Genomic DNA, 399 nt, shown 5'->3' on the forward strand with positions numbered 1-399 from the left:
CGGTGGGGGTTTCGGCCCTCATCGACATTGCCGCGCTTCGTCGCGCCCGCAATGATCCGGGCATGGGCAATACGATCGCGCGCGCTCGTTGGGACATGTACCGTCCCTATTACGCAACGGCCGTCGGCTATCCCGCCAACCGCTTCCTCGAACAGCCAATGACCAACGTATCAGCAACACAACCTCTGGTTGATTTATCCTTGGACGCGCTCTACCGGAAGGGCGTCCTGGTTCGTGCGCAGGCCAACTGATTAGAAACGAGAGAGAGAGAGACATGATAACCGCTGAAGAGAATGAAATGCTGTCTCGCGTCGGTCGTGGGACGGTAATGGGCGAATTCATGCGCGAATTCTGGGTTCCGGCATGCCTTTCGTCGGAGCTGAAGGCCGACGGCGATCC

General features: G+C 58.6%; 1 pseudogene. It reads left to right on the plus strand.

Annotated elements, in window-relative coordinates:
* Window positions 1-251: pseudogene (locus EN935_RS41340) on the plus strand (amidohydrolase); the annotation flags it as partial.
* Between the last annotated feature and the right edge of the window lie 148 nt (window positions 252-399).

Source organism: Mesorhizobium sp. M7D.F.Ca.US.004.03.1.1 (assembly GCF_003998635.1).
GTDB lineage: Bacteria > Pseudomonadota > Alphaproteobacteria > Rhizobiales > Rhizobiaceae > Mesorhizobium > Mesorhizobium loti.